Source organism: Brachymonas sp. KE5, from assembly GCF_057773645.1.
In genome coordinates, this window is record NZ_CM173463.1 from 1,408,065 (window position 1) to 1,432,987 (window position 24,923).

Sequence of the window (24,923 nt, forward strand, 5' to 3'; positions counted from 1 at the left end):
CACGGCGGCTTCTGCCACCCTGCATCTGCAAACATTGCATTTTAGCGCGCGCAAGAGCCAAAGCACGGGACTTGCGCCACGGATTGGGGATTACTTGCGGCGCTTGCTGCCTTGGCCCATCCAGCCGCCGGGAGCGCTGCGGCCACCGCCACCCTTGCCGCCACGGCTGGCGCCGCGGCCATCCATGTAGCCGAAAGACGTCTGCATCGGATCGGGCTGCTGCTGTTGCGTGGAAGAACGCGGGCTGCGGCGCGGCGCGCTGGCACGCGCAGGCCCGGCTGGCAGCGAGGGGCGCTTCTTGCCGGCACCGCCCCGGTCGGGACTGCGGCGGCGCGTCTGCACTTCCTGGCGTTCCTGAATCGCCCGGCCGGGGTCCTTCATGCCCACCATGGCCATCAGGGCCTTGATGTCGCGATCGCCCAGCTCGATCCAGTGGCCGCGGCGCAGATTGCGCGGCAGAGCCATGGCGCCGTAGCGGATACGGATCAGGCGGCTCACCGCGTGGCCAACGGCCTCGAACATGCGGCGCACCTCGCGGTTGCGGCCTTCGGAGATGGTCACGCGGTACCAGCAGTTGGCGCCTTCACCGCCACCTTCCTCGATGCTGCCGAACTGCGCCATGCCGTCTTCCAGCTGCACGCCGTCGAGCAGGGTCTGCTTTTCTTCGTCGGTCAGGGCACCAAGCACGCGCACGGCGTACTCGCGCTGCAGGCCGAAACGCGGGTGCATCAGCTGGTTGGCCAACTCGCCGGAACTGGTGATCAGCAGCAGGCCTTCGGTGTTCAGGTCCAGACGGCCGACCGATTGCCACTTGCCCTGCGGCAGGCGCGGCAGCTTGCGGAACACCGTGGGACGGTTCTGCGGATCGTCGTGCGTGACCAGTTCGCCCACCGGCTTGTGGTAGGCGATCACGCGCGGCGGCGGGGGCGCAATGCGCAAGCGGATCGGTTTGCCGTTGATCTTGACGACGTCGCCGAACTGGATGCGCTGGCCGACGTGGGCCGGCTCGTTGTTGACGGAGATGCGGCCTTCGGTGATCAGCTGCTCCATTTCCAGGCGCGAACCCAGGCCGGCCTGGGCCAGCACCTTGTGCAGCTTGGGAGCGTCGGGCTGGGGCAGCAGCACGCGCTTGGCGGGGCGTTCGGCCTCGCCTTCATCGCCGCTGTCAAACTCGCCGGAGACGACGGCGGCGAACAGGTCTTCAGGTTGCCCGGATGTCTTGCCGGATGGAGCCGGAACGTGATCGCCCTCCTCCTTCGGTTGCGGATCGGGATGTTGCGAAGAACTGGAGGTCATGGTCATGGCAAGGGAAAACAGGTCTGCACGGGCATGGGCCGCGTGGACGGTCGATGAAAAACAGGACTGGCAAGGCACGGAAAATCCGGCCGGGTCATGCAGAAAGTATGGGCAAGGCCCGAGATAGAAGTACGAAGTCTGGCAGGAAGCTGCAGGAAAAACGTATCAGACCGGCCCGGAGCCAGTCGTCCCGGAATCGGGAGAATCAGACGCGACGGGCATGCCGTCCGGCGTCGGAACTGCTGAATGGTGCGATGGCGTATTGTCGCCTGCATCGGGCTGCGGGGCAACTGCCGGGGTTTCCGATGCAGCCCCGGTTGGCGTGGCCGCCACAGCGGGGATGGATTCGGCTGTCTCGGTGGCAGCTGGCTCTTCGAGCGGCAACGGGGTTTCCAGAGATTCGAGTTGGGAAAACACGGCGCCCTGGTCAATATCCTCGAGCGCGGGGAGCTGGTCCAGCGAGGCGAGACCCAGGTCGTCCAGAAACTGGCGCGTGGTGGCGAGCAGGCCGGGACGGCCGGCCGTTTCACGGTAGCCGATGGTTTCGACCCAGCCGCGGTCTTCCAGTTGCTTGATCAGTTGCGAGTTGACCGTCACACCGCGGATATCCTCGATATCGCCGCGCGTTACCGGCTGGCGATAGGCAATGATGGCCAGTGTTTCCAGCGTGGCGCGCGTGTAGCGTGGCGGCTTTTCCGGGTGCAGGCGATCGAGAAAGGGGCGCATTTCCGGTCGGCTCTGGAAACGCCAGCCGCTCGAGACGCACACCAGTTCCACGCCCTTCTGCTCCCACTCCTGCGCCAGCTCGTGCAGCAGCTGGCGCAGCGTATCGGCGCCCAGCGCGTCCTCGAACAGCGTGCGCATGTCGCGCAGCGTCAGGGGCTGCTGTGCGCAGATCAAGGCGGTCTCGAGGATGCGTTTGGCTTGCGCGGAGTTCATGGCTGGACAGGAAAGAATGCAGGCGCCTGCGGCGGCAGCCCCATGGCCTGCAGGGCATCGTGCATGTCGGCAGGCAGCGGCGCCACGCATTGTAAGGGCTGCCCCGTAACGGGATGCCGCAGCGAAAGCCGGAAGGCATGCAAGGCCTGACGCTGCATGCCCCAGGCCTGCGCACCGCCATAGGTGGCATCGCCCAGCAGCGGATGCCCCAGATGCTGCATGTGCACGCGGATCTGGTGTGTACGCCCGGTGTGCAGCTTGCACTGCACCCAGCAGGCCGGTGCGCCGCCGGTGGTGCTGTTGCCGACGAGCGTGATGTCGGTACGCGCGGTCTTGCCGGACTGGTGCGCCAGATCCACCACAGCCATGCGCAGCCGGTTGCGCGGATCGCGGCCGATGGCGGCATCGACGCTGCAGGCCTGCTCCGACACGCGTTTCCAGTGCCCCTGGCCTATCGCCCAGTATTCGCGCCCGACTTCGCGTGCCGCAATCTGCTGCACCAGCTGGTCCATCGTGCTGCGGTCGCGGGCTACCACCATCAACCCGCTTGTGTCCTTGTCGAGCCGGTGCACGATGCCCGCGCGCGGCACCTGTGCCGCCTCGGCATAGCGGTGCAGCAAGGCATTGAGCAAGGTACCACTCCAGTTGCCGGCCGCCGGATGCACCACCATGCCTGCCGGCTTGTTGATGATGACCAGATGCGCGTCTTCATGGACGATGTCGAGCGGAATTTCCTGCGCCACAAAGGCCTGCGACTGTGCCGTGGCGCGCAGCACCAGCGCCAGCCGGTCGCCCGCCCGCAGCTTGGTCGCTGCCTTGCTGCAGGGCTGGCCATTGCGGGTCAGCAGGCCTGCCTCGATCAGTTGCTGCAGATAGCTGCGCGAAAACTCGGCAACAGCACCGGCCAGAAAGCGGTCCAGCCGCTGGCCGTTGCCGGCCGCGTCGACCATCAGCTCACGGGTTTCATCGTCGGCCTCGAGCGCGGACTCATCGGCCGCCGCGGCATCGGGCAACAGGGCGTCATCGGCTATTTCAGGGGAATGGGGAAGCAAGGGAATGGGTCCTCCGGGCATGGAATCCGCCCGCACAGCGCGCTCGCCGGCAAGCTGCCGAACCGTGCCGGAGCAGTGCCGCAAACGCTTGCAAATTCATGGCTTAGCAGTGACAGGGAGCTGGCTATAATCTTTCGAGTACTTGACTGCCACAGAGCCCTATTCCATGCAAAAAACAATGCGTACCGGTCCATTATCCCGCGTTTACAGCCCGGCCCTGCTCGCCGGCTGCATGGCAGTGCTGCTGTCCGCATGCTCCGCACCGCCCACGCTGCAGGAAAAAACCTCCAGCTGGAGCCCCAACAAGATCTACAGCGAAGCCCGCAGCGAGAGCAACTCGGGCGGCTTCGAGCAGGCCATCCCCCTGTACGACGTGCTCGAAGGCCGCGCCGCCGGCACCCCCTTGGCACAGCAGGCCCAGCTGGAAAAGGCCTACGCCCAGTTCCAGAACGGCGACATCGCCGAGGCCAGTGCCACGCTGGACCGTTTCATCCGCCTCAACCCCTCCAGCCCGGCACTCGATTACGCCATTTACATGAAGGGTGTGGTCAACTTCAACAACAAGGAAGGCTGGCTGACCTTCCTGAGCACGCAGGATCTGGCCGAGCGCGACATGCAGGCCGCCAAGGACTCCTTCGAGGCCTTCCGCGAGCTGGTCACGCGCTTCCCGGATTCCCGCTATGCGGCCGATGCCCGCAAGCGCATGACCTACATCGTCAACGCCATGGCCAAGTCGGAGGTGGCGATTGCCTCCTACTACTTCAAGCGCGGCGCCTATGTGGCCGCCATCAACCGTGCGCAATCCACCATCAGCAACTACCAGGGCACGCCGGCCCAGGAAGAAGCACTGGCCATCCTGATGAGCTCCTACGACCGCCTCGGCCTGGAGCAGCCGCGTGACGATGCCCAGCGCGTGCTGGCGCAGAACTTCCCCGAGAGCCGCTACCTCGAGAAGGGCTACAAGGCCGAGCGCAAGTCCTTCTGGAAGCTCTGGTAATCAGTCCTGGCCGTGCCTGCAGGCCAGTTCCTGCAGCACGGCATCCAGCTCCGCCCTGCTGGCCAGCAGGCGCATCGGCGGCAAGGCCTTGAGCAGGCGCTTGCCGTAACTCATCTGCAGCAGACGCCGGTCGCACACCACCAGTACGCCCGTATCGTTCTCGCGCCGGATCAGGCGCCCTGCCCCCTGCTTGAGCATGACGGCGGTTTCGGGCAGGAAATAATCGCGGAACGGGCTGCGCCCCTCCAGCTCCAGCCGGCGCGATCGCGCCTCCACCAGCGGATCCTGCGGCGGCGGAAATGGCAGCTTGTCGATCACCACCAGTTGCAGGCCATCGCCCGGCACGTCCACCCCTTCCCAGAACGAGGCCGAAGCCACCAGGATACAACCAGGCAGCCTGCCCTCGTCATCCCCCTGGCGGAAGCGCTCGATCAGACGGCGCTTGGTGGATTCGCCCTGCACCAGCACCTCGATGCTGTCCCTGCATTCGAAATGGCGACGCAGGGCTTCGCCAATCAGGCGCAGACTGCGCAAGGTAGTGGTGAGCACCAGGGTGCGACCACCGAGCTGGCCGGCAGCGTCGGCAACCAGCCCTGCCACGGCGGCCGGGTGATCCGGCGCATTCGGCAAGGGAAAATCGCCGGGCACATGCACCCCGGCATGCGTGGCATAGGCGAACGGACTTTCGACCTGCAGCGTGGCGACATCGCCCATGCCGCAAGGCTCGGTAAACCAGCGCAACTGAGGCTCGTCACCCAGGGTTGCAGAGGTAAAAATCCAGGCCCTATCCTGTCTTACTGGCAATTCTTCATGATTTTTTTCAACTTCGTCCCAGGCTGAATCCTGCTTGATGCTGGCGCCCCGTTTCAGCATCCGCGTACGCACCGTTTCTGCAATATCCAGCGGCGATTGCACCAGACGCAACTGGGCTGACACATCCACCCAGCGCACCGCGTCCGGCGGGCAGGGTTGCTGGAACAGGTCGATGCGCTCCTGCATGGACGTGGCGCGCTGGTGCAGGCGCACGAAGTCCGGACCCAGCTCCGACATCATGTCCAGCGATGCAGCGGCATCCTCCAGCGCCGCACGTACTGCACGCAAGGCGCCCGGCCACTCGTCCGGATTCAGGGTGTCGGGCACCGGCTCGGTCCAGCGCAGCTTGGTGCCGGCGGGCCGTTGCCCCACCACCAGGCGCAGTTCGCGCACCGCATGCTCCAGCTGGCGCGCCAGCGTCTGCCAGTCCGCCAGCCCGCGCGCCGACTGCATGCCGGTGGCGAGCATGTCGCGGCACAGGTCCAGCAAATGGCTGCTGCCCAGCTGCATGCCCATGAACTGCGTGCCAATTTCGTTGAGTTGGTGCGCCTCGTCAAAGATCACCGTATGCACGGACGGCAGCAACTCGGCCATGCCCGATTCACGCACCGCCAGATCGGCGAAGAACAGATGGTGGTTGACCACCACCACGTCCGCTGCCAGAGCCTCGCGCCGCGCCACGTTGACATGGCATTGCCGGAAGTGCTCGCAGGAGCTGCCCAGGCAGTTTTCGCGGGTGGAGGTAACCAGCGGAATGGCTGGAGAACGCTCATCCAGCCCTTCCAGTTCGGACAGGTCGCCCGTGCGCGTGACCTGGGCGAAACGCTCGATGCGGCTGATGGTGTGCAGCAGGACGCCGTCCGAACGCAGCACGCTGTGCCGCGCCTGCTGCAACCGGTGCAGGCATAGATAGCTGCCCCGCCCTTTCAGCAAGGCCAGGCGCAAGGGCAGTCCGAGCAGATTGGCCAGATACGGCAGATCGCGGGTGAACAGCTGGTCCTGCAGGGTCTTGGTCGCCGTGGATACCAGCACGCGTTCGCCGGCCAGCAGCGCGGGAACCAGATAGGCAAAGGTCTTGCCGACGCCGGTTCCCGCCTCGACCACCAGGGCATCATGCCCGGCAATCGCGCGCGCCACCGCCAGCGCCATGCGCAACTGGCCGCTGCGTTCGCGGTAGTAGGGATCGTGCTGGGCCAGCGCGCCGCCAGGCGCGAAAAACTCGATGACTTGCTGCTCCAGTGCGCTCGCCGGCACTGTCTGAGGAGGCTCGTGATGAACCTGATCCTGAAGACTGGACATCAACTGATCGGAGACTGGCGCTGCAGCTTCCACAACAGCTGGCGCTCGGCTTCCAGCTGGGCATGCAGCGACTGCAGCGGCGCCTGCCGCAGCAACTCGCGCGCCAGTTGCACGGTGTGTGCGGCATGGCGGTTGAGGTGTGCAGCATCCGCCAGCGCATGATCCAGAGCCTCGCCCTGCCCCACCAGCATGCCGATCAGGCCTGCCTGCAGCAACTGCTCCGGCTGGATACGTGCCGCGCTGCCCAACAGCAACTGGCTGGCCAGCGATTGCGGCAGGTGCTGGCCCAGAAACCAGCTCAGACCGGAACCCAGGCCATGCTGCCCCGGCTCCTGCACCAGACGCATGGAGCGGCTCACCACCACGCGCTCGCAGGCCAGTGCCAGGGCAAAGCCCATGGCAGACACCTCGCCCTCAAGCGCTGCCACCACCGGCCGGGTGCCGGTATCCACCGTTTCGAGGACGGTATGCCATCCCTCGACCCAGGCCTGCGCCTCCTGCGCCGGCAAACCGGAAGGCAATGCCAGCGAGCGCAGAAATCCCTGATGGCCTGTCAGCACGATGCTGCGCACCTCCTCGCTGCGCTCTGCCTCGCTCAGGATCTCGACCAGGTTGACGAAAAGCTCTCCCGCCGAAGGCGCATGGAGGGTGTCGCTGATCCGGATCAGCAGCGTGTGGTCCTGATAGTGGGTCGTGATATCGGCCATGGGGCAGGCAGGATGGTGGATCTGAGGGGATTTTGCCTCTGCAAAGGACGGGCCGCCTGTTATTTTGCCGGCGCGGGTGAGCGCGTACCAGCGGGAGCTGCGGCAGAAGCAGAAGTTCGTGCCGGTGCAACAGCCGCGCCAATGGGGGCGGGAGCGGATGCAGGTACGGCCGTTACCGCGGCCGCCGCCGCCGCTGCATCCTGCGCGTTCTGCTGGATGCGCAACTGACGGTCGATTTCCTTGAGCAGCCGCTCCTGGCGATTGAGCTCCAGATCCTGCTTGCGCAGCACGCTCGCCTCCATACGATAGGTGCTTCGGCTCTCGGCAATGCAGCGGTTCACGAAAAAGCGCTGGTAGCACTCCACCTTCTCGGCCGCATGGCGGGCTTCGATGGCCTGGCGGCGCTGCGCCACCTTGTCACGCCATTCGGCGATCTGCTCCTGGGTCAGTTGCTGGCCGAGGAAGGGAACCTCTTCCACCGTCGGCTGCAAGCTCGGCAGCTTGGGCGGCGTACAGCCAGCGAGAAAGGCCAGCGCAACCAGCCCGAATGCTGCCAGGCAGGACCGGGCCGGGATATGCCGAAAACAATGCATGCAGGAAAATGCCTCAGGTCAGGGTGATATCTACCGCACGGTGCTCGAGCGCGAGGTATTCGGCCGACTGCATTTCTTCCAGACGGGATACGGTGCGCACGAATTCATGCGCCAGCATGCCCTTGGTGTAGAGCTGCGCCGGCGGCACGGCCGCGGAGATCACGAGTTTTACCCGCCTATCGTACAGCACGTCTACCAGCAAGGTGAAACGGCGTGCAATCGAGGCCATGCTTTCGTTCATCTCGGGCACGCCCGACAGCACCACGGTATGGAACTCGGTCGCGATCTCGAGGTAGTCGTTCTGCGAGCAGGGCTTGCCGCACAGTTCGCGGAAGTCGAACCAGATCACGTCACCGGAGCGGCGGCGTGCCTGGATCTGGCGCGAAGCCAGATGGAAAACCGGCTCCTCGTCCTTGCCGGTCACCAGCTTGTCGAACGCTGCGTCAAGTTCGGCATCCGTCTCGGGCGTGAGCGGCGTGAGATACAGGTGCAGCTTTTCCAGCGTACGCTGGCGGTAGTCGGTACCGTTGTCCACGTTCAGCACTTCCAGCCGCTCGTTCAGCAAGGCAATGGCGGGCAGGATGCGGTCGCGGTGCAGACCGTTCGGATAAAGGTCGTCCGGCCTGAAGTTGGAGGTGGTGACAAAGCCCACGCCATTCTCGAACAGCGCCACCAGCAGGCGGTGCAGGATCATGGCATCGGTCACGTCCGCCACATGGAATTCGTCGAAGCAGATCAGCTTGAAGCGCCTGGCCATCTGCTTGCCGAGTGCGTCCAGCGGGTTCTCGGTGCCCTGCAGCTTGCCGAGTTCGCGATGCACCTCGCGCATGAATTCGTGGAAATGCAGGCGCGTCTTGCGCTTGATCGGCACGGCCTCGAAGAAGCAGTCCATCAGGAAGCTCTTGCCGCGCCCCACGCCGCCATACATGTACACCCCGCGCGGAATCGGCGGGTTGTTGAACATCTTCTTGAGCTTGCTCGAACGCTTGCTCTTGTAATGGGCCCATTCATGGGCACAGCGCTCCAGCGCCGCAATGGCGCGGAGCTGTGCCGGATCACTCTGGAAGCCGCGCGCGGCCAGCTCCCGCTGGTACACGCGCGCGACTGGTCCGTCCTTCAACGCAGCGGTCATCAGAAGTTCAGCGTGCGCTTGTCGACGGCCAGCGCCGCTTCCTTGGTGGATTCGCTCAGGCTCGGGTGAGCATGGCAGATGCGGGCGATGTCTTCGCTGCTGGCGCGGAAGGCCATGGCGACGCAGGCCTCGGCGATCAGTTCGGAAGCCATCGGGCCGACGATGTGCACGCCCAGGATTTCATCGGTGGTGGCATCGGCCAGGAACTTCACCATGCCGGTGGTATCACCCAGCGCACGCGCACGGCCGTTGGCCATGAACGGGAAGGTGCCGGCCTTGTAGGCCACGCCGTCGGCCTTGAGCTGCTGCTCGGTACGGCCGACCCAGGCGATTTCGGGGCTGGTGTAGATGACCCAAGGCACCAGAGCGAAGTCGACGTGACCGTGCTGGCCGGCAATGCGCTCGGCCACGGCAACGCCCTCTTCCTCTGCCTTGTGCGCCAGCATGGGGCCACGCACCACATCACCCACTGCCCACACATTGGGCAAATTTGATTTACAGTCACCGTCCACGACGATGGCACCGCGCTCGTCCAGCTGCAGGCCCACGGCTTCGGGGTTCAGACCGTTGGTATTGGGCACGCGGCCGATCGACACGATCAGCTTGTCGGCTTCCAGCTTCTGGTCTTCGCCCTTGGCGTTCTTGTAGGCGATGCTCACGCCCTTCTTGCCGGTGGTGATGTCACCGACCTGCACGCCCAGCTCGATTTTCAGGCCCTGCTTGTCAAAGGCCTTCTTGGCCTCCTTGGCGATCTGCTCGTCGACTGCGCCCAGGAACGTGGGCAGGCCTTCGAGGATCGTCACGTCGGCACCCAGGCGGCGCCACACGGAACCCATTTCCAGGCCGATCACGCCGGAACCGATCACGGCCAGCTTCTTGGGAGCGGCGCCGATGCGCAGCGCGCCGTCGTTGGACAGGATGTTCTCTTCATCGAACGGAGCCTGCGGCAGCGGACGGGCGTTGGAGCCGGTGGCCACGATCACGTGCTGACCGGTGATGACCTCTTCCTTCTCGCCGGAGACCTTGACTTCGTAGCCACCCTCGACGGCCTTCACGAAGGAGCCGCGGCCGTGGAAGAAGGTGACCTTGTTCTTCTTGAACAGGTACAGGATGCCGTCGTTGTTCTGCTTGACCACCTCGTCCTTGCGGGCAATCATCTTGGCCACGTCCATGGACAGGCCCTTGACGGAGATGCCGTGGTCGGCGAAGTGGTGCGCGGCATGCTCGTAATGCTCGGAGCTCTGCAGCAGCGCCTTGGACGGGATGCAGCCCACGTTGGTGCAGGTGCCGCCGGGGGCAGCACCGCCCTTGGCGTTTTTCCATTCGTCGATACAGGCCACCTTCTTGCCGAGTTGGGCCGCGCGGATGGCTGCAATGTAACCGCCGGGGCCGGCACCGATGACGACGACGTCGAATTGTTGGGACATGATGAAATCCTTTGATCAATTACAAAAACGGGCGGCAGTGCCACCCGTTTGATGCCATGCAATGGCTTAGATGTCGAACAGCAGGCGAGCCGGATCTTCCAGCGCTTCCTTCATGGTGACCAGACCCAGCACGGCTTCGCGGCCGTCGATGATGCGGTGGTCATAGGACATGGCCAGATAGTTCATCGGACGCACCACGATCTGGCCGTTCTCGACGACGGCACGGTCCTTGGTGGCGTGCACGCCCAGAATGGCGGACTGCGGCGGGTTGATGATCGGGGTCGACATCATGGAACCGAACACGCCACCGTTGGAGATGGAGAAGGTACCGCCGGTCATCTCTTCGATGCCCAGCTTGCCGTCCTTGGCCTTGGTGCCGAACTCGGCGATTTTCTTCTCGATGTCGGCGAAGCTCATCTGGTCCGCATTGCGGATGATCGGCACCACCAGACCGCGCGGGCTGCCCACGGCGATACCGATGTCGAAGTAGCCGTGGTAGACGATGTCGTTACCGTCCACGGAGGCATTCAGCACCGGGTACTTCTTCAGCGCGGCCACCGCAGCCTTGACGAAGAAGCTCATGAAACCCAGCTTGACGCCGTGTTCCTTCTCGAACTTCTCCTGGAACTTCTTGCGCATTTCCATCACGGGCGCCATGTTCACCTCGTTGAAGGTGGTCAGGATGGCGTTGGTGGACTGGGACTGCAGCAGACGCTCGGCCACGCGTGCACGCAGGCGGGTCATCGGCACGCGCTGTTCCGGACGGTCGCCCAGATTGGGAGCGGGAGCGGCAGCCTGCGGCAGCGCGGAAGTCGGCACGCCCGTGGGAATGACGGCAGCCGGAGCCGCCTTGGCACCACCGGCAACGGCACCCAGCACGTCGCCCTTGGTCACGCGGCCATCCTTGCCGGTACCCGGCACGGAGCCAGCGGCCAAGTTGTTGTCAGCCATCAGCTTGGCTGCTGCGGGCATGGCCACGCCGGCCATGCTGCCGCCGGTGGCAGCCGGAGCCGCAGGCGCTGCAGCCGGGGCTGCCGGAGCAGCGGCCGCGGGGGCTGCAGCCGCCGGAGCGGCGCCCGCCACGCCTTCGGTATCGATGCGGGCGATCAGCTGTTCGGCAGTGACCGTGGCACCGTCCTGCTCGATGATCTCGGCCAGCACACCGCCAGCGGGCGCAGGCACCTCGAGCACGACCTTGTCGGTCTCGATCTCGATCAGGATTTCATCAACGGCGACGGCCTCGCCGGGTTTTTTCTTCCACTGCAGCATCGTTGCCTCGGCAACGGATTCGGACAGCTGCGGAACTTTGACATCTACGATAGCCATGATTTTGTTCTTTCTCTTGAATCTTTGAAGTAATTACCAGCGGCGGGCCCATCAGCGGGTCAGCACGAAGCCTTTCAGGCGGGCGAAGGCACCTTCGACCAGCGATTTCTGCTGGTCCTGGTGCAGGTGCGCATAACCCACTGCCGGGGAGGCAGAGGCAGCACGACCGGAGTAGCCCAGCTTCTGGCCGGGAGCCATGTTCTCGAAAATCGAGTGCTGCACGAAGAACCAGGCACCCTGGTTCTGCGGCTCGTCCTGGCACCACACCACTTCCTGGCAGTTGGGGTACTTCTTGAGTTCTGTCGAGAAAGCCTTGTGCGGGAACGGATAGAGCTGTTCCACACGCAGGATGGCGACGTCGTTGTCCTTGCGCTCTTCACGCTTCTTGACCAGGTCGTAGTACACCTTGCCGGAGCACACCAGCACGCGCTTGACCTTGTCGGCCTTGTTCTGCACGTCGGCGTTCTGCTCGGGGATGACGGTCTGGAAGCCGCCCTTGGTGAACTCGGACAACGGAGAAGTGGCATCCTTGTTGCGCAGCAGCGACTTGGGCGTCATGATGATCAGCGGCTTGCGCAGATTGCGCACCATCTGGCGACGCAGCACGTGGAAGATCTGGCTGGCCGTGGTCGGCTGCACGATCTGCATGTTGGCGTCTGCGGCCAGCTGCATGAAGCGTTCCAGACGGGCCGAGCTGTGCTCGGGACCCTGGCCTTCGTAGCCGTGCGGCAGCATCAGCGTGATGCCGTTGATGCGGCCCCACTTCACTTCACCGGAAGCGATGAACTGGTCGATCACCACCTGGGCACCGTTGGCGAAGTCGCCGAACTGGGCTTCCCAGATCACCAGCGACTGCGGGTCGTTGGAAGCGTAGCCGTATTCGAAGCCCAGCACCGCCTCTTCGGACAGGATGGAGTCGATCACGACGAACGGAGCCTGGTTCTCGGAAATGTTCTGCAGCGGGATGTAGATGCCCTCGTCGAACTTCTCGCGCTTCTGGTCGTGCAGCACGGCGTGGCGGTGCGTGAAGGTACCGCGGCCGCAGTCCTCGCCCGACAGGCGCACCGGGAAGCCGCTGGCGCACAGGGAGGCAAAAGCCATGTGCTCGCCCATGCCCCAGTCCACCGGGATGTCGCCACGGCCCATGGCCGCGCGGTCATCCAGCACCTTCTTGACCAGCTGGTGCACGTTGAAGTTTTCCGGCACCGTGGTGATGCGCTCGGCCAGACGCTTCCATTCCGTGACGGGAATGGCGGTGTCGCCGGCATCGGTCCATTTCTTGTCCAGATACGGCGTCCAGTCCACTGCGTACTTGCTCTTGAAGTGGCTGAGCACCGGGTCGACCGTGTGGCGGCCTTCGTCCATGGCAGCGCGGTAGGCCTTGACCATGTCGTCGCCCAGCGTCTCGCCCATGCCCTGCGCAGCCAGCTTGTCGGCGTACAGCTTGCGCGTGCCGGGATGCTTGGCAATCTTGGTGTACATCAGCGGCTGGGTGAGCATGGGAGTATCCTGCTCGTTGTGGCCCAGTTTGCGGTAGCAGACGATGTCCAGCACCACGTCCTTGCGGAACTCGCTGCGGTACTCCATGGCCCACTGCATGCACAGCGCCACGGCTTCCGGATCGTCGCCGTTCACGTGCAGCACCGGAATGTCCATCATCTTGACCACGTCGGTGCAGTACAGCGTCGAGCGGCTGTCGCGCGGATCGGAAGTGGTGAACCCAATCTGGTTGTTGATGACGATATGCACGGTACCACCGGTGTGGTAGCCACGCGTTTCGGCCAGTGCCAGCGTTTCCATGACCACGCCCTGGCCGGCAAAGGCCGCATCGCCGTGCACCAGCACCGGCAGCACCTGCTTGCCCTGGGGATCCTTGCGGCGGTCCATGCGGGCGCGTACGGAGCCTTCCACCACGGGGTTGACGATTTCGAGGTGGGACGGGTTGAACGCCAGGCTCAGGTGCACCGGACCACCTTCGGTGGACACGTCGGAGCTGAAACCCTGGTGGTATTTCACGTCGCCGCTGGGCAGGTCTTCGGGAGCCGTGTGGTCGAATTCTGCGAACAGGTCGCGCGGCATCTTGCCCAGGGTGTTGACCAGCACGTTAAGGCGGCCGCGGTGGGCCATGCCGATCACGATTTCCTGCACGCCCTTGGCGCCGGCCTGGTTGATCAGTTCGTCCATGGCCACGATGAAGCTCTCGCCGCCTTCCAGCGAGAAGCGCTTCTGGCCCACGTACTTGGTGTGCAGGAAGCGCTCGAGGCCTTCGGCTGCGGTCAGGCGCTCGAGGATGCGCTTCTTCTTCTCGGTGTTGAACTGCGGCTTGCCGCGGGAGGATTCGAGCTTCTGCTGCCACCAGCGCTTCTGGTTGAAATCGCTGGTGTGCATGAATTCGGCGCCGATGGTGCCGCAGTAGGTTTCACGCAGGGCGTTCAGCAGGTCGCGCAGGGCCATGCGCTCCTTGCCGAAGAAGGTATTGCTGGTGTTGAACACCGTTTCCAGGTCGGAATCGGAGAAATCGTAGAACGCCAGGTCCAGTTCGGGGATGTTGGGACGCTCGCTGCGCTTGAGCGGATCCAGATCGGCCCAGCGGGTGCCGGAGTTGCGATAGGCTGCAATCAACTGCTGCGCGGCGGTGCGCTTGCGGCCCAGTTCCACGTCAGGGTTGGCAAACACCACCTGGGTGCCACCCTGCTTGGCGCGCTCGGCAAACGCATTGATGACCGGCATGTGCGGAATGTCGCGGCTGTTGGTGCCGTCGACCGCAGGCAGGTGCTGCAGGTTATCGAAATACTCGCGCCAGCTGTCCGGCACGCTGCCGGGATTGGCCAGGTAGTTTTCGTACATTTCCTCCACGTACGGGGCGTTGCCGCCAAACAGGTACGTGTTGGACTGATAGGCTTTGAATACCGATGAATCGCTCATCTTGCGCTTACCTCCGTGCCCCTGCAGGGCACATTAGCTGGTTGGGAAAACCTTCCGCGACACGGCTGAACCGGTTGGCGGATGCGACAGTGACTGGGAAGGATGTGCGGAACGCGTACGCGTTGCGCCGAACTGGGGAGTGCAACCTCACGAGTCAGGCGAGTATTGTGCCACCGTTTGACTGACCACGCGCTTACTTTGCGCATGATCCGACGCTGGCCGCAAGGCAGGCTGTTGCCAGCCTGCCTGCCTTTCTGGGGTCAGACCATGCTCTTGATGGCCATCAGCGAAGACGGGTCGTCAATCGTGGTCAGGTCTCCCGGGTCGCGGCCTTCGGCCACGGCCTGCAGCGCGCGGCGCAGCAGCTTGCCGCTGCGCGTCTTGGGCAGGGCCGTCACGATCATGACGCGTGCCGGACGCGCCACCGCACCCAGGTCGCCATCGACCTGGCGCATGATTTCCTGCTCCATTTTCTTGACGCCTTCGGGCGTGTCCAGACCTTCGGAAGACTTGGCCGTGACGAAGGCGAGAGCCACCTGGCCCTTGACGTCGTCGGCCACCCCCACCACGGCCGCTTCGGCCACGTTGGGGTGAGCGGCAATGCTCTCCTCGATCTCGCGCGTGCCCAGACGGTGGCCGGCAACGTTGATCACGTCGTCGGTGCGGCCCAGGATGAAGTAGTAGCCATCGGCATCACGGCGCGCCCAGTCATAGGTGCTGTACACCCAGCGGCCTTCGCCCGTGGCGGCGTCTTCCATCTTGTTCCAGTAGGTGCTGACGAAACGCTTGTCGTCGCCCCACACGGTTTGCAGGCAGCCGGGAGGCAGCGGGCCCTCGACCACCAGCACGCCCTTGGCATCATCGCCCTCGACGGCCAGGCCGGTTGCCTCATCCACCAGGCGCACGTTGTAGCCATAGGTGGGAAAGCCCGGGCTGCCGAAGCGCGGCTGGTTTTTCTCGACGCCGTCAATGCCGTTGGAGATGCCCAGAATAGGCCAGCCGGTTTCGGTCTGCCAGTAGTTGTCGATGATCGGCTTGCCATTCAGGCCATCGGAAATCCACTTGGCCGTGGGCTCATCCAGCGGCTCACCGGCCAGGAACAGGGCCTTGAGGCTGGAGAGATCGTGCTTGGTGAGGTGCGCGGGGTCCTGCTTCTTGAGCACGCGGATGGCCGTAGGCGCGCTGAACATGACGCTGACCTTGTACTTGTCGACCAGGCGCCACCAGATGCCGCCGTCGGGCTGGTGATCAAAGCCCTGCGTGGGCAGGCCTTCGTACATGATGGTGGCCATGCCGCCCAGCAGCGGGCCATAGATGATGTAGCTGTGACCCACCACCCAGCCGATGTCGCTGGTGGAGAAGAAGGTTTCGCCGGGCTGGCCGCCGTAGATGTAGGGAATGCTGGTTGCCAGCGCCACGGCGTAGCCGCCCGTGTCCCGCTGCACGCCCTTGGGCTTGCCGGTGGTGCCGCTGGTGTACAGGGTGTAGCTCGGAGCGGTGGAGTCGAGCCAGACGCAAGGCACCTGTGCGTCCATGTGTCTGGCACGCAGATCACCCCACAATACGTCGCGGCCTTCGACCAGATTCATGGGGGTCAGGCCACGATCGACGAGCAGCACGGCGGCCGGCTTGTGCTGCGCCAGGTTGATGGCTTCGTCCAGCAGAGGCTTGTAGGGCACGGGCTTGGCGCCGCGGGAACCCCCGTCTGCACTCACGATGACCTTGGGCTGCGCATCGTCGATGCGGGTGGACAGGGAGCCGGAAGCAAAGCCTCCGAACACGACCGAGTGAATGGCGCCGATACGGGTGCAGGCCAGCATGGCAAAGCAGGCCTCGGCGATCATCGGCATGTAGATCAGCACGCGATCGCCCTGCTGCACGCCCAGATCCAGCAGCGTGGCGGCCATGCGCTCGACTTCACGCTGCAGCTCGGAGAAGCTATAGGTCTTTTCGGTATTGGTTTCGGTGGAAACCGCGATCAGGGCGGCATCGTTGGGGCGCTTGGCAGCGTGGCGATCCACCGCGTTGTGGCAGATGTTGGTCTTGCCGCCGACGAACCAGCGGGCAAACGGCGGGTTGCTGTAGTCGCAGATCTGCTGGGGCGGGGTTTCCCAGTCAATGCGCTTGGCCTGCTCTGCCCAGAAGGCGTCGCGGTTGTCCAGAGACTGTTGATGGAAGTCTGCGTAACTCTGCATGAGGGCTCCTTGTGTCCGTATTTTTATCTGCAGCATTATGTGACATCTTTTCTTGCGCGCGGCTGACACTCCAGAGGAGAAATGCTGCTTTCGTGGGCGCGCAAAAGCAGAAACCGGGTTAGTCCTTAGACCCGGCCGAATGCTTACTTGATGAGGGCCAGCACATCGCGGAATTGCGGATGCTCGGCAGTGCGCATCCATTCGAAGGCCACCATCTCGGTGGTCACCAGTTCGGCGCCGGCGGTGGCCAGGCGATCGAAGCCGGCATCGCGGTTGCGCTCGGTGCGGGAACTGCAGGCGTCGGTCACGACCCAGACGTCGAACTCGTCCTCCAGCAGGCCCAGGGCGGTCTGCATCAGGCAGACATGTGCCTCGCAGCCGGCGATCACGATGGTGTTGCGCTCGGCCGGCTTGTCGATGTTCTTCTGCAGGTGGCGCGGCAGGCTGCGTGCATTGCCCGAAACCGGCCGTGCCGGCGGACGCAGTGCGTCGGACAGGCCATCCTCGCAGGCATTGAAGTACATCTTGGACAGGGTCTTGTCGCACAGCTCGCGCACCTCGGGCGCATTCGGGCCCAGGCGCGAGGGGTTCTCTTCGGTGCCCCAGACGGGGACTTGCAGCATGCGGGCGATCTTGCCGAGGCGGACGGCGTTGCGCACCACCATGTCGCCTTCGTGGATGAAAGGCATGAGGCGTTCCTGGTAATCGACCAGGACGAGCTGGGATTCTTCGACGTTGAGCAGCATGGGCGTGTCCTTCTGTTCTGGTTCATTCGGGGTATCCATGGGATTATGGGCTGCTTTTCCCCTGCCCGTCCCGATGCGGCCTAGCGGATATCCCCTACGCACTTTGAGCGCAGGCATATATCACAAATCCTGACAAGGGATTGACGAAAAAGGGTACTGTCAGGCTTGTTTCAGGAAAAAATGGTCTTTTGATACAAAAAAGCGGGTAAAAGTCGGTTATCTCTGTGTATCCGTGTCGGATTTCACCTACATGTCCGATAAACTACGCTCCCATGAAGAAATTGCCTGTCCTCCTGTTCGTGGGTCTGTTCGCTTCCGTGGCCCATGCTTCCCCCTCCGATGAACTTGACAGCTTCCTCCAGGAACGCAGGATCAGCTCCCAGATCCAGAACGTAGGACAGAACGTACGCAATACCGCGTCCGACCTGGTCAGCACGGCCATGGGCTTCATCGGTGTGCCGTACCGATATGGCGGCACCTCGGCCGAATCCGGCTTCGACTGCAGCGGCTTTGTTCGCGCCACCTATGAAAAGACGCTGGGTCAGGTGCTGCCCCGTCGTGCTGCCGATCAGGCCGCGGCCACCCAGAGCATCTCCCGCTCCGAGCTGCGTCCGGGTGACCTGGTGTTCTTCAATACCATGCGTCGCGCCTTCAGCCATGTGGGCATCTACGTGGGCGACGGCAAGTTCATCCACGCGCCCCGCTCCGGCGCCCGCGTACGCGTGGAAAGCATGGATGGCAGCTATTGGTCTTCCCGCTTCAACGGCGCCCGTCGCGTTCCGGGCAGCGAAGGCGTGGCCGGCACCATCACCACGAAGACGGCATTCGATATTGCCTCGCAGATGGGCAACTGATCGCCCGGCGGCTTCACAGTTTCTTCACACGAAAGCGACCCTGGTGGTCGCTTTCCTGTTTCTGGAGCGGCAGGACATGAAAAACGCCGGCAGCCCTGGGGCGACCGGCGTTTCTTCTGTCAGGTCTTTCCGTACTTACTTGCGCCTCTGCGGCGGCAAGTCGGTACAGCTGCCATGCGCGGCTTCCGCTGCCATGCCGATGCTTTCGCCCAGCGTGGGATGCGGATGGATGGTCTTGCCAATGTCGACCGCATCGGCCCCCATCTCGATCGCCAGTGCGATTTCGCCTATCATGTCGCCCGCATGCGTGCCGACGATACCGCCACCGACGATGCGGTGCGTTTCCTCGTCGAACAGCAGCTTGGTGAAGCCTTCGTCGCGGCCATTGGCGATAGCGCGGCCGGAGGCCGACCACGGGAACAGGCCCTTGCTGACCTTGATGCCCTGTGCCTTGGCCTGCTCCTCGGTGAGGCCGACCCAGGCCACTTCGGGATCGGTGTAGGCCACGCTGGGAATCACGCGGGCATCGAAGGCGGCGGCTGCCAGATCCTTGTCACCCTTGAGTTCCCCTGCAATGACTTCGGCTGCCACATGGGCTTCATGCACCGCCTTGTGCGCCAGCATGGGCTGGCCGACGATGTCGCCGATGGCGAAGATATGCGGCACGTTGGTGCGCATCTGCACGTCGACCGAGATGAAGCCGCGGTCGCTGACGGACACGCCCGCCTTGTCGGCAGCGATCTTCTTGCCGTTGGGACTGCGGCCCACGGCCTGCAGCACCAAATCGTAGGTTTGCGGAGCCGGAGCCTGGCCGCCCTCTTCCGCTGGTGCAAACGTCACCTCGATGCCCGCTTCGGTCGCCTTGGCAGCCACCGTCCTGGTCTTGAGCATGATGTTGTCGAAACGGTGGGCGTTCATCTTCTGCCAGACCTTGACCAGATCGCGGTCGGCGCCCTGCATCAGGCCGTCCAGCATCTCGACCACGTCCAGACGCGCGCCCAGCGTGCTGTACACCGTACCCATTTCCAGGCCGATGATGCCGCCGCCGAGGATCAGCATGCGCTTGGGCACTTCCTTGAGCGCCAGCGCACCGGTGCTGTCGACCACGCGCGGATCTTCGGGCATGAAGGGCAGGCGCACGGCCTGGCTGCCAGCGGCAATGATGCACTTCTGGAAGCCGATGGTGGTGATCTTGCCCGTCTTTTCCTGGCTGGTGCCGGTGGTTTCCTCGACCTGCACATGGTTGGGGCTGACGAAGGCGCCGTAGCCGCGTACCACGGTGACCTTGCGCATCTTGGCCATGGCGGCGAGGCCGCCATTGAGCTTGCCGATGACTTTTTCCTTGTGGCCACGCAGCTTGTCGATGTTGACGACCGGTTTGCCGAATTCCACGCCGAGGTCGGCCATGTGGCTGACTTCGTCCATGACGGCTGCCACGTGCAGCAGTGCCTTGGACGGGATGCAGCCCACGTTCAGGCAGACGCCGCCCAGGGTGGCATAGCGCTCGACAAGCACCACATTCAGGCCCAGATCGGCGGCGCGGAAAGCGGCGCTGTAGCCACCGGGGCCGCCGCCCAGCACCAGCACGTCGCATTGCTGGTCGACCTGGCCGGTGTAGCTGGAAGCTGCGGGCGCTGGCGCAGATGCGTCTGGCGTGGACGCGGCAGCAGAGCCGGCGGCCCCGCCTGCCTGGGCAGGGACGGCACTGGCCGTGGCTGCCGCTGTCTGTCCAGCCGCCGGAGCAGCGGCCGCACCCTGCTCCTGCACCTCCAGCGTCAGCAGCACGGAGCCTTCGCTGACCTTGTCGCCCAGTTGCACCGCCAGTGACTTGACCACGCCGGCATGGCTGGACGGGATTTCCATCGAGGCCTTGTCGCTTTCGACAGTGACCAGGCTCTGCTCCACCTTGATGGTGTCGCCGGGCTTGACCAACACCTCGATCACGGCCACTTCGGCGAAATCGCCGATATCGGGAACCTTGACTTGCACTTCGCTCATCTTCAGCTCCTTAGAGTGCCACGCGGCGGAAATCAGCCAGCAGCTGCGCCAGGTAGACGTTGAAACGGGTAGCCAGTGCACCGTCGATGACGCGATGGTCGGCCGTGAGCGAGAGCGGCAGCGTCAGGCGCGGCACGAACTGCTTGCCGTCCCACACCGGTTTCATGGCGCTCTTGTTGACGCCCAGAATCGCCACCTCGGGAGCATTGACGATGGGCGCAAAGTAGGTGCCTCCAATGCCGCCCAGGCTGGAGATAGTGAAGCAGGCACCCTGCATGTCGGCCGGGCCCAGCTTGCCGTCGCGCGCCTTCTTCGCCAGTTCGCCGGATTCCTGGGCAATCTCGAACACAGACTTCCGGTCGGCGTTCTTGATGACCGGTACCACCAGACCATTCGGGGTATCGGCGGCAAAGGCGATGTTGAAGTACTTCTTCAGCACCAGGTTGTCGCCATCCAGCGAGCTGTTGAACTCGGGGAACTTCTGCAGCGCCTTGACGCAGGCCTTGATCAGGAAGGCGAGCATGGTGACCTTGATGCCGGCCTTCTCGTTCTCTTTGTTGAGCTGGACGCGGAAGGCTTCCAGTTCGGTGATATCGGCATCCTCGTGGTAAGTAACCGCGGGGATCATCACCCAGTTGCGCGACAGGTTCTGTGCGGAAATCTTCTTGATGCGCGACAGCGGCTGCGTTTCGATTTCGCCGAACTTGGCGAAATCGACCTTGGGCCAGGGCAGCAGGTTGAGTTCGCCGCCACCGGTCACGCCGCCGCCGGCCGGAGCCTTGGCCGCCTGCGCCTGCGTCTGCAGCGCACCGGACATGACGGCCTTGGTGAAGGACTGGACGTCTTCCTGCGTGATGCGGCCCTTGGGACCAGTGCCCTTGACCTCGGCAATCGGCACGCCCAGCAGGCGCGCGAACTTGCGTACGGAGGGCGATGCATGTGGCAGCTTGCCGCTTGCGGGTGCTGCAGCAGGGTTATGTGCTGCGGCCGGGGCGGCTGCCTTGGGGGCTGCGTCCTGCGTTGCTGTCTGCACCGAGGGCGCTGCTGCCTGTGCAGGAGCGGCTGCGGCTTGCATCGGGGCTGCAGCACTCTCTGAATGTGCAGCGGCCGGAGCCGGCGCGGATGCGCCAGCGGCAGCCCCCAGAATCACGATCAGGTCGCCCTGGTTGATCTTGTCGCCCAGGTTGACCTTGACTTCCTTGACGGTACCAGCGTGGCTGGACGGGATCTCCATCGATGCCTTGTCGCTCTCCACGGTGAGCAGGCTCTGCTCGACCTTGACGGTATCGCCGGGCTTGACGAACAGCTCAATGACGGCGACATCCTTGAAATCACCAATATCGGGCACGCGCACTTCGACGCTGCCGCCCGGGGCGGCATGCGCCTGCTGTTGCAGCACGCCGGCGCCGGCCGTGTCGGCGGCGCGTGCTGCGGCAGATGCTTCGCTCGCCCCCGGAACCACTTCGCTGCCCCCCACCGGCGGCTCGGCATTGGCCGGGGAAGGCGCGGCCGCCCCCTGCCCTGCGTCTGCATCGGAGGCTTCCAGCAGCAGCACCACGGAGCCTTCGCGCACCTTGTCGCCCAGGCTGACCTTGACTTCCTTCACCACACCAGCATGGCTGGAGGGAATTTCCATGGAGGCCTTGTCGCTCTCCACCGTGATCAGGCTCTGCTCCACCTTGACGGTGTCACCGGCCTTGACCAGCACCTCGATCACTGCCACATCGGAAAAATCACCGATATCCGGCACCTTGACTTCGATCGTTGCCATAGTCTGTCTCCTTTCGCGCCGGATCAGGCGTACAGCGGGTTGATCTTGTCGGCGTCGATGCCGTATTTGGCGATGGCTTCTGCCACCTTGGCCACCGGCAGCTTGCCCTCGTCGGCCAGCGAGCGGAGCGCGGCCAGCACGATGTAGTGGCGGTCGATCTCGAAGTGCTCGCGCAGGCGGTAGCGGAAATCGCTGCGGCCGAAGCCGTCTGTGCCCAGCACGCGGTAGCTGCGACCGGCCGGGATGAACGGACGGATCTGCTCGGCGTAGGCCTTGATGTAGTCGGTGGAGGCAATCACCGGGCCGGTGCTGCCTTCCAGTTGCTGCTGCACAAAGGACTTGCGCGGCGTCTCCAGCGGGTGCAGCAGGTTCCAGCGCTCGGCGTCTTGGCCGTCGCGACCCAGCTCGTTGAAGCTCGGGCAGCTCCAGACGTCTGCGGCAATGCCCCAGTCCTGCGCCAGCAGGGCCTGCGCTGCGATGCTCTCGCGCAGAATGGAGCCGGAGCCCAGCAGCTGCACGCGCTGCTGCACGCCTTCGGCGCCGGGCTTGCACAGGTACATGCCCTTGATGATCTGCTCTTCCGTACCGGGCGTCAGGCCAGGCATGGCGTAGTTCTCGTTCAGCAGCGTGAGGTAGAAGAACACGTTGTCCTGCTTCTCGACCATGCGCTTGAGGCCGTGGTGCAGGATGATGGCCACTTCATGCGCGAAGGTCGGGTCGTAAGTGACGCAGTTCGGGATGGTGCCGGCCAGGATGTGGCTGTGGCCGTCCTCGTGCTGCAGGCCTTCGCCGTTGAGCGTGGTACGGCCGGAGGTGCCACCCAGCAGGAAACCGCGCGCCTGCATGTCGCCAGCCGCCCAGGCCAGATCGCCCACGCGCTGGAAGCCGAACATGGAGTAATAGACGTAGAACGGGATCATGATCCGGTTCGACGTGGAGTAGCTGGTGGCAGCGGCAATCCAGCTGGACATGCCGCCGGCTTCGTTGATGCCTTCCTGCAGGATCTGGCCGTCGGTCTGCTCCTTGTAGTACATCACCTGGTCGCGGTCGACCGGGGTGTAGTTCTGGCCAGCGGGGTTGTAGATGCCGATCTGGCGGAACAGGCCTTCCATGCCGAAGGTACGGGCCTCGTCCACCAGGATGGGCACCACGCGCGGGCCCAGGGCCTGGTCGCGCAGCAGCTGCGTCAGGAAGCGCACATAGGCCTGCGTGGTGCTGATCTCACGGCCTTCGGCAGTGGGCTCGAGCACGGCCTTGAAGGTTTCCAGCGAAGGCACGGTGAAGCTCTCGTCGCTCTTCGCGCGGCGGTGCGGCAGATAGCCCCCCAGTTCCTTGCGGCGGGCGTGCAGGTACTGCATCTCGGGCGTGTCATCCGCCGGCTTGTAATACGGAATGCTGGGCAGCTCGCTGTCCGGGATCGGGATGTTGAAGCGGTCGCGGATGTAGCGGATATCGTCATCGCTCAGCTTCTTGGTCTGGTGCACGGTGTTCTTGCCTTCACCGGCCTTGCCCATGCCGAAGCCCTTGATGGTCTTGACCAGCAGCACGGTGGGCTGGCCCTTGTGCTCGTTGGCAGCATGGAACGCGGCATAGACCTTCTGCGGATCATGGCCACCACGGCGCAGTTCCCAGATCTCGTCGTCGCTCATGTGCTCGACCAGCTTGGCCGTTTCGGGGTAGCGGCCGAAGAAGTGCTTGCGCACGTAGGCGCCGTCGTTGGCCTTGAAGGACTGGTAGTCGCCGTCCAGCACCTCCATCATCAGCTGGCGCAGCTTGCCGTCCTTGTCGCGGGCCAGCAGCGGATCCCAGTTGCTGCCCCACAGCAGCTTGATCACGTTCCAGCCGGAACCACGGAATTCGCCTTCCAGTTCCTGCACGATCTTGCCGTTGCCGCGCACCGGACCGTCCAGGCGCTGCAGGTTGCAGTTGATCACGAAAATCAGGTTGTCCAGCTTCTCGCGCGAGGCCAGGCTGATGGCGCCCAGGCTTTCCACCTCGTCCATCTCGCCGTCGCCCAGAAACACCCAGACCTTGCGGTTTTCGGTATTGGCAATGCCGCGGGCGTGCAGGTACTTCAGGAAGCGCGCCTGGTAGATGGCCATCAGCGGGCCCAGACCCATGGACACCGTGGGGAACTGCCAGAAGTCGGGCATCAGCTTGGGGTGCGGGTAGCTGGACAGGCCCTTGCCGCCGACTTCCTGACGGAAGTTGTCGAGTTGCTCTTCGGTCAGACGGCCTTCCAGGTAGGCGCGGGCATAGATGCCGGGCGCGCTGTGACCCTGGATGTAGAGGCAGTCGCCGCCGTGGTTTTCGCTTTCGGCGTGCCAGAAGTGGTTGAAGCCGGCCCCCAGCATGCTGGCCAGCGAGGCGAAGGAGCCGATGTGGCCACCCAGATCGCCGCCGTCAGCGGGGTTGAGGCGGTTGGCGCGCACCACCATGGCCATGGCGTTCCAGCGCATGAAGGAACGCAGGCGCTTTTCGATGGTGACGTTGCCGGGGTTGCGGGCTTCCTGCTCGGGCTCCAGCGTGTTGACATAGGCCGTATGAGCGGAAAACGGCATGTCCATGCTGTGCTGGCGGGCCGTTTCCAGCAGGTGCTCCAGCAGGAAATGGGCGCGTTCCCTGCCCTCGTTGGCGATCACTGCAGCCAGGGCGTCTACCCATTCCCGGGTTTCTTCCCTGTCGGTATCCGGAATGATGTGACCGTCCACCGGCATCTGTGCGTCTGGCATGGTTGTCTCCTGTGTTTGTGGTTCTCAAGGGATTGTGCATAAATGCACAGGCAGTATCTCACAAGGAAACCCCTATTTCAAAATATGATGATTGTTTTTATATTATAAAAATATGACCAAT

The 24,923-nt window shown here is 64.0% G+C and carries 17 protein-coding genes; 2 read left to right on the top strand and 15 right to left on the bottom strand.

Annotated elements, in window-relative coordinates; all coding sequences use genetic code 11:
- Positions 1-90: 90 nt before the first annotated feature.
- From ACX36O_RS06700 to ACX36O_RS06710, 3 genes are all read right to left on the bottom strand, one after another.
- Positions 91-1,296 carry a pseudouridine synthase gene (locus ACX36O_RS06700; RefSeq protein ID WP_213362676.1) on the bottom strand — a complete coding sequence of 402 codons (1,206 nt, stop codon included), beginning with the start codon at positions 1,294-1,296 and terminating at the stop codon, positions 91-93.
- 165 nt (positions 1,297-1,461) lie between these two features.
- Positions 1,462-2,235: an SMC-Scp complex subunit ScpB gene (gene scpB / locus ACX36O_RS06705; RefSeq protein WP_371686255.1), complete on the bottom strand. Its 774-nt coding sequence runs from the start codon at positions 2,233-2,235 to the stop codon at positions 1,462-1,464.
- Positions 2,232-3,308: an RluA family pseudouridine synthase gene (locus tag ACX36O_RS06710; protein WP_488359533.1), complete on the bottom strand. Its 1,077-nt coding sequence runs from the start codon at positions 3,306-3,308 to the stop codon at positions 2,232-2,234. Before ACX36O_RS06710 ends, scpB begins: the two co-directional genes overlap by 4 nt.
- 157 nt (positions 3,309-3,465) lie before the next feature.
- On the opposite strand from ACX36O_RS06710, the gene ACX36O_RS06715 reads away from it, so the two are divergent.
- Entirely contained in the window at positions 3,466-4,284 is an 819-nt protein-coding gene (locus ACX36O_RS06715) for an outer membrane protein assembly factor BamD (protein ID WP_488359534.1), read from the top strand.
- Here ACX36O_RS06715 and yoaA read toward each other — a convergent pair whose 3' ends face one another.
- From yoaA to ACX36O_RS06760, 9 genes are all read right to left on the bottom strand, one after another.
- Positions 4,285-6,351, bottom strand: a complete 2,067-nt coding sequence (gene yoaA / locus ACX36O_RS06720; RefSeq protein WP_488359535.1) for a DNA repair helicase YoaA — start codon at positions 6,349-6,351, stop codon at positions 4,285-4,287. It abuts the gene before it with no gap.
- 44 nt (positions 6,352-6,395) lie between these two features.
- Positions 6,396-7,103: an enoyl-CoA hydratase-related protein gene (locus ACX36O_RS06725; RefSeq protein ID WP_371686251.1), complete on the bottom strand. Its 708-nt coding sequence runs from the start codon at positions 7,101-7,103 to the stop codon at positions 6,396-6,398.
- Between the two features lie 59 nt (positions 7,104-7,162).
- The gene (locus ACX36O_RS06730) at positions 7,163-7,696 is read right to left on the bottom strand and encodes a hypothetical protein (protein WP_488359536.1); all 534 of its coding nucleotides are present in this window, start codon (positions 7,694-7,696) and stop codon (positions 7,163-7,165) included.
- Between the two features lie 13 nt (positions 7,697-7,709).
- Positions 7,710-8,828 (bottom strand): cell division protein ZapE, encoded by a 1,119-nt coding sequence (gene zapE, locus ACX36O_RS06735; RefSeq protein WP_371686249.1) that lies wholly within the window; start codon positions 8,826-8,828, stop codon positions 7,710-7,712.
- Complete coding sequence (gene lpdA / locus ACX36O_RS06740) at positions 8,828-10,255, bottom strand: dihydrolipoyl dehydrogenase (protein WP_213360690.1); 1,428 nt, start codon at positions 10,253-10,255, stop codon at positions 8,828-8,830. Before lpdA (ACX36O_RS06740) ends, zapE begins: the two co-directional genes overlap by 1 nt.
- A 66-nt stretch (positions 10,256-10,321) precedes the next feature.
- The gene (odhB, locus tag ACX36O_RS06745) at positions 10,322-11,581 is read right to left on the bottom strand and encodes a 2-oxoglutarate dehydrogenase complex dihydrolipoyllysine-residue succinyltransferase (protein ID WP_213360692.1); all 1,260 of its coding nucleotides are present in this window, start codon (positions 11,579-11,581) and stop codon (positions 10,322-10,324) included.
- 51 nt (positions 11,582-11,632) lie between these two features.
- Positions 11,633-14,506 carry a 2-oxoglutarate dehydrogenase E1 component gene (locus tag ACX36O_RS06750; RefSeq protein WP_213360693.1) on the bottom strand — a complete coding sequence of 958 codons (2,874 nt, stop codon included), beginning with the start codon at positions 14,504-14,506 and terminating at the stop codon, positions 11,633-11,635.
- Positions 14,507-14,766: 260 nt separating this feature from the next.
- The gene (locus ACX36O_RS06755; protein WP_213360694.1) at positions 14,767-16,737 is read right to left on the bottom strand and encodes a propionate--CoA ligase; all 1,971 of its coding nucleotides are present in this window, start codon (positions 16,735-16,737) and stop codon (positions 14,767-14,769) included.
- Between the two features lie 107 nt (positions 16,738-16,844).
- Positions 16,845-17,447, bottom strand: coding sequence for an isochorismatase family protein (locus ACX36O_RS06760; RefSeq protein WP_213362678.1), 603 nt, complete (start codon positions 17,445-17,447; stop codon positions 16,845-16,847).
- A gap of 272 nt (positions 17,448-17,719) precedes the next feature.
- Between ACX36O_RS06760 and ACX36O_RS06765 the strand changes: the two genes are divergently transcribed.
- Positions 17,720-18,301: a C40 family peptidase gene (locus tag ACX36O_RS06765; RefSeq protein ID WP_213360695.1), complete on the top strand. Its 582-nt coding sequence runs from the start codon at positions 17,720-17,722 to the stop codon at positions 18,299-18,301.
- Between the two features lie 135 nt (positions 18,302-18,436).
- On the opposite strand, the gene lpdA (ACX36O_RS06770) is transcribed toward ACX36O_RS06765, so the two are convergent.
- From lpdA (ACX36O_RS06770) to aceE, 3 genes are read right to left on the bottom strand one after another with little or no spacing between them, the layout of a single operon-like run.
- Positions 18,437-20,299, bottom strand: a complete 1,863-nt coding sequence (gene lpdA, locus ACX36O_RS06770) for a dihydrolipoyl dehydrogenase (RefSeq protein ID WP_488359537.1) — start codon at positions 20,297-20,299, stop codon at positions 18,437-18,439.
- 10 nt (positions 20,300-20,309) lie between these two features.
- Positions 20,310-22,070 carry a dihydrolipoyllysine-residue acetyltransferase gene (gene aceF / locus ACX36O_RS06775; protein WP_213360697.1) on the bottom strand — a complete coding sequence of 587 codons (1,761 nt, stop codon included), beginning with the start codon at positions 22,068-22,070 and terminating at the stop codon, positions 20,310-20,312.
- Between the two features lie 23 nt (positions 22,071-22,093).
- Positions 22,094-24,802: a pyruvate dehydrogenase (acetyl-transferring), homodimeric type gene (aceE, locus tag ACX36O_RS06780; RefSeq protein ID WP_371686277.1), complete on the bottom strand. Its 2,709-nt coding sequence runs from the start codon at positions 24,800-24,802 to the stop codon at positions 22,094-22,096.
- Between the last annotated feature and the right edge of the window lie 121 nt (positions 24,803-24,923).

Excerpts from the sequence above, each read along its gene's own strand:
- ACX36O_RS06700 (WP_213362676.1), bottom strand. The coding sequence starts at position 1,296 with ATGACCTCCAGTTCTTCGCAACATCCCGATCCGCAACCGAAGGAGGAG.
- scpB (WP_371686255.1), bottom strand. The coding sequence starts at position 2,235 with ATGAACTCCGCGCAAGCCAAACGCATCCTCGAGACCGCCTTGATCTGC.
- ACX36O_RS06710 (WP_488359533.1), bottom strand. The coding sequence starts at position 3,308 with ATGCCCGGAGGACCCATTCCCTTGCTTCCCCATTCCCCTGAAATAGCC.
- ACX36O_RS06715 (WP_488359534.1), top strand. The coding sequence starts at position 3,466 with ATGCGTACCGGTCCATTATCCCGCGTTTACAGCCCGGCCCTGCTCGCC.
- ACX36O_RS06725 (WP_371686251.1), bottom strand. The coding sequence starts at position 7,103 with ATGGCCGATATCACGACCCACTATCAGGACCACACGCTGCTGATCCGG.
- ACX36O_RS06730 (WP_488359536.1), bottom strand. The coding sequence starts at position 7,696 with ATGCATTGTTTTCGGCATATCCCGGCCCGGTCCTGCCTGGCAGCATTC.
- zapE (WP_371686249.1), bottom strand. The coding sequence starts at position 8,828 with ATGACCGCTGCGTTGAAGGACGGACCAGTCGCGCGCGTGTACCAGCGG.
- lpdA (WP_213360690.1), bottom strand. The coding sequence starts at position 10,255 with ATGTCCCAACAATTCGACGTCGTCGTCATCGGTGCCGGCCCCGGCGGT.
- odhB (WP_213360692.1), bottom strand. The coding sequence starts at position 11,581 with ATGGCTATCGTAGATGTCAAAGTTCCGCAGCTGTCCGAATCCGTTGCC.
- ACX36O_RS06750 (WP_213360693.1), bottom strand. The coding sequence starts at position 14,506 with ATGAGCGATTCATCGGTATTCAAAGCCTATCAGTCCAACACGTACCTG.
- ACX36O_RS06755 (WP_213360694.1), bottom strand. The coding sequence starts at position 16,737 with ATGCTGCAGATAAAAATACGGACACAAGGAGCCCTCATGCAGAGTTAC.
- ACX36O_RS06760 (WP_213362678.1), bottom strand. The coding sequence starts at position 17,447 with ATGCTGCTCAACGTCGAAGAATCCCAGCTCGTCCTGGTCGATTACCAG.
- ACX36O_RS06765 (WP_213360695.1), top strand. The coding sequence starts at position 17,720 with ATGAAGAAATTGCCTGTCCTCCTGTTCGTGGGTCTGTTCGCTTCCGTG.
- lpdA (WP_488359537.1), bottom strand. The coding sequence starts at position 20,299 with ATGAGCGAAGTGCAAGTCAAGGTTCCCGATATCGGCGATTTCGCCGAA.
- aceF (WP_213360697.1), bottom strand. The coding sequence starts at position 22,070 with ATGGCAACGATCGAAGTCAAGGTGCCGGATATCGGTGATTTTTCCGAT.
- aceE (WP_371686277.1), bottom strand. The coding sequence starts at position 24,802 with ATGCCAGACGCACAGATGCCGGTGGACGGTCACATCATTCCGGATACC.